The organism is Treponema sp. R8-4-B8 (genome assembly GCF_054786175.1).
In genome coordinates, this window is sequence record NZ_BDHE01000041.1 from 1 (window position 1) to 4,056 (window position 4,056).

Sequence of the window (4,056 nt, forward strand, 5' to 3'; positions counted from 1 at the left end):
TGCCTATATTTTGTTACAATATTTTAAAATACACAATTACAATAGATTAATATATTTTTTATATTTATTATATGCAAAATAATTTCTAAATTCATTCTCCCCACAAGTGAACCGCCCATGTACATGGACGTACACGGGCGTGGGAATAATTTTTTAAACAATAATGCTTTATATTATTTTTAATATGCTTTATTCATTTCTTTTTTGCGTATTAATTATTATATTTAATTAAAGATATTTATTTAATTATTTTTCATCAGTTGGAATAAATATAATGTCGGATATTCCCAAAATAATACCTGCTATTCCTTGCGGAACAGTTTTTAATTTTCAAGAAATGATGTTTGAAAATGAAGAATTAATCTTTGATTTTCAAGAAACAATCTTTGAAATTGAAGAAATGATCCTTGAAATTCAAGAATTGATCTTTGAAATTGAAGAATTAATCTTTGACTTTCAAGAATTGATCCTTGAAATTGAAGGATTAATCTTTGAATTTGAAGAAATGATCTTTGAATTTCAAGGATTGATCTTTGAATTTCAAGAAATGATCCTTGAAATTCAAGGATTAATCTTTGAATTTTAATCATTTTCGGTGTAAAAACATGGGAAAATGGGGTAAATTTAAGAAATGACCTCTAAAATGGGTCAAAATGACACAATTTAGGGCGTTTTATTCAGTTTCCTCTACATCTTCGGTTTCTTTGAAAGTGGCTTTTTCCTTAAATGTTTCGTCAATGATTTTGTGTTTTCCGCCTATCAGTTTTGGTTTGATGTTTTCAATTACGAACTTGCCTTCTTTCTTGCCGTTGATTAAGCCTTTAACATCACGTAATGCTTCTTTTTTGGTTTCCACTTCTTCGCCGTTTTCTGTTCTTCTTATGTTGTGTTTGAAGAAGGGCGACAGTTCACGATAGAGTGTTTCCGCTCCGTCTATTCTTCTGCGTGCGGCTTCCTGTACGGCTTTGTAGAATTCACCTGCGTCTGTGAATGTGATGTCGGCGGCTTGTACGACTAAATTCCAAATGAATTCACGAAGTTGTGTGCAAGCGTCTAACAGCGAGCGAAGTGTAACGAAGTATTCATAGCTTTCTTGAAATTGTCCGATTGACAGATAACGTGGCAGAAACTGTTGGTTTTCGGCGGCTAACGTAAACGCCCTTTCGATGAAACCTTGTCTTTTTATTCCTACTCCGTTGAGCCTCATGCGGTCGAGCGGTCGCAAGTTGGCGGCGGCTTCCGCTAGTATTTCCCTTACGAGACCAAAAGCGTCCAATATTTGAATGACCTCTTCTTCCGTGAGTAACGGGTTATTTGGCTGTGTCCGTGCGTTAGTTGATTGACTTTTAACCGCTGGTAATTGCGTAAGGGCTTTAATTGCTTGATATGCTTGTTTAGCGGAATTAGCATTGGCGGTTGATTTACTTGCTTTTGGTTTCGCTTTTGCTTTTGCGGTCGGCTTTTTCGCTGTTGATTTTTTTGCGGTGGGTTTCTTAGTGGCTGTTTTTTTAACAGGTTTTTTGGTACTCATAATAATACTCCTTTACTTTAATTTCACTTTCTATGAAAGTGTTTTATACACCATATCTAGTGCCACCAATTTCTTGACGGCACTATGAAATTTGGGTGTCAGTTACTCCTGCGCCTCACTACCTTGTGAAGCTAAAAAGTTATACTAGCCTTCGCAGAGTTTATGATTAAAATATCTTTATCCAGATTAACATCAAGAAAGATAAATAAATCAGGCCACCCATGAATATTATCAGAATTAAGTGTTATTGTCCCGCTTACATTTGTGTAGATATCTCTGAGCGTAAAAGTAACAAGTGTATCGCTGTTTCTCGTAAGTTCAAAAGCTCCAGAAATGTCTAAGTTGCCAGTTCCCGTGCTGTAAGTAACCGAGACTTGTCTTGTAGCTTCAGCAAAAAAGTTACTTTTTCCGCTCGTATTATCCGTCAAGGTGGCGCTCCATTTCGACCCTTCCTGGGTTATGGTAAAGGTGCGATTATCAATCTTTTCAATGCTGACGGTAACCGTTACTCCAACCCCTCCTCCGTTATTATTGCCGTCATCTCCACCATCATCGCACGCCGACATAGAAAACACGATTACCGCTACAAAGGCGATAATTGCTATGCTTCGCATAGCTACGAAAAGTTTAACTATATTTTTCATAGTCAACTCCTTGTGTGATTCCGTCTTTTATAGACGGGTAATCACGTAGATTTACCCGCCTATATGGGCGGAAACTTTGCCAACGGCAAAGTTATACAAAAGACAGGCTGTATTCCGCAGGAATACAACGCTGTCCGCTTGTACACGAAATGAAAAAAGTAATTTGTTTGATTGGTTATATTCTAATGGTGTATTGACACGATTTTTACAGAGTTGATACAATTGCCTGTTGCCTGTTGCCTGTTGCCTGTTGCCTGTTGCCTGTTGCCTGTTGCCTGTTGCCTGTTGCCTTGTTGCCTGGTTCATGTTGCCTGTTTCCTGTTGCCTGTTGCCTGTTGCCTGTTGTCTGTTGCCTGTTGCCTAGATCAGTGCTTAAAATTGCCGAAGGCAATTTTAAGCTTGGAGTTTGGGCTGTTTGTATGTTCTTATTAGCCATGCGATTATTTTATAGTAATATTTTAAGGTGTGCAAGTGGAAATTTGGGAGAATAATGCCCTTTTTTGTTGAAAATAGGGGGAAAATGCAAGCCCTTTATATCCTAAATTTGATATATATATGACACTTTATTTCATATATTTATTACGCCGAAGGCGTGGCGGTCGTAGACCGCTTTATAAATGATTTAATTTATTCCTTATTCCTATATTTTATTCCTTTTCTTCTTCTTTTTGACCCTCTTTTGGGATAAAACCCGTGCGCCAGGACGGCGCACTGAGACGAATAAACGTGGGGCAAAAAGAATTTTTTACAATATAATGCTCTTTTTCCTTCATCTTTTCTTTAATTTATCTTTAGACCATTGCAAGGGGTATTTCGTGTAACGTTTCGGCGGTAAAAGACGTTTTTGCTTTTGCGATAAGGAAACTGCGATAGCAGTTTCTCGCAAAAGCAAAAATGTGGCGGAGAAAAAACGCACAAAGGGGCGAAGCCCCGACTGCGTTTTTTCGTAGCCTAGCCCCGAAGGGGCGTACTTTTACCGACCTGTTATGCGAAGTGTGGGCGTACACCATTATTTTATTACAGGGATTCTAATTACTGTCTTTAACTTTGATATTTCTGTTTTCTTTGGATCAGACAAATATATTTCGTGATGTCTCCTTTTTTCATTTATGTCATTTTTTAAATTATTTTCTGTAATAAAGTCATCTATCATTTTTATCGTCTTTGGTTCGTCATCATAAGAGCCAATATGCATACATTGTACACATAACCCTTCTTTTATTTTTATGAATTTTGCAATTTTTGTTTCTATGTTTTTCTTTTTTGTTGCTTCATCACAAGCCCATTTAAATATTTCTTTATTTACAAATTCTGGAAGCCTTATTATTGAAGTCCAATTATATTTTGATTTGTCTTTTGTAAAAATCCATTCATTATCTTCAGCCCACCAGAAACCTTCCAAAGGGGGAACAACATAATCAAAATAGCCAGCCAATTTATTATTCCCCATTTTGCTCATTTTTATTGTAAATTGGATACTATACAATATTCCTATTGCCTTTTGATATTCTCCATTTTTATCATTTGGGTCGCCTTTGCCCTCAACAGCGACAAAACACATTTCGGGTACGTTTATAATCATTGGTTTTGTTTTGGGTAAATATAAATCCTTATATTCTTTTTTATAATCCATTGCATTTACCATTTGTTTCTCCTTTTGTATATTATATTCTTATTTTATTCATTCTGTCAATCCATTTCTGTATATTTTCCAACAAATTTTAGCCCACATTTCACATAACGTTCCGGCGGTAACTGACGTTTTTGCTTTTGCGATAAGGAAACTGCGAAGCAGTTTCTCGCAAAAGCAAAAATGTGGCGGAACAAAAACGCACAAAGGGGCGTAGCCCCGACTGCGTTTTTGTGTAGCCCGAGCCGCCG

6 protein-coding genes are annotated in these 4,056 nt (G+C 36.8%); 1 reads left to right on the plus strand and 5 read right to left on the minus strand.

Annotated features, from left to right (window positions below; genetic code table 11):
- Positions 1–274 precede the first annotated feature (274 nt).
- Positions 275–586: a hypothetical protein gene (locus tag ACYVRA_RS05765; RefSeq protein WP_461251797.1), complete on the plus strand. Its 312-nt coding sequence runs from the start codon at positions 275–277 to the stop codon at positions 584–586.
- Positions 587–673: 87 nt separating this feature from the next.
- Here the strand turns inward: ACYVRA_RS05765 and ACYVRA_RS05770 are convergent, their stop codons facing one another.
- The 5 genes from ACYVRA_RS05770 to ACYVRA_RS05790 all read right to left on the minus strand — a co-directional run.
- Positions 674–1,531, minus strand: a complete 858-nt coding sequence (locus tag ACYVRA_RS05770) for a hypothetical protein (protein ID WP_461251798.1) — start codon at positions 1,529–1,531, stop codon at positions 674–676.
- 131 nt (positions 1,532–1,662) lie between these two features.
- On the minus strand, positions 1,663–2,175 hold the full coding sequence (locus tag ACYVRA_RS05775; protein WP_461251799.1) for a hypothetical protein: 513 nt from the start codon (positions 2,173–2,175) through the stop codon (positions 1,663–1,665).
- A gap of 205 nt (positions 2,176–2,380) precedes the next feature.
- Positions 2,381–2,611, minus strand: coding sequence for a hypothetical protein (locus tag ACYVRA_RS05780; RefSeq protein ID WP_461251800.1), 231 nt, complete (start codon positions 2,609–2,611; stop codon positions 2,381–2,383).
- Between the two features lie 573 nt (positions 2,612–3,184).
- On the minus strand, positions 3,185–3,820 hold the full coding sequence (locus ACYVRA_RS05785) for a GyrI-like domain-containing protein (protein WP_461251801.1): 636 nt from the start codon (positions 3,818–3,820) through the stop codon (positions 3,185–3,187).
- Positions 3,821–3,856: 36 nt separating this feature from the next.
- Positions 3,857–4,056, minus strand: a 200-nt coding sequence (locus tag ACYVRA_RS05790; RefSeq protein ID WP_461251802.1) for a hypothetical protein, incomplete at its 5' end; no start/stop codon positions are given.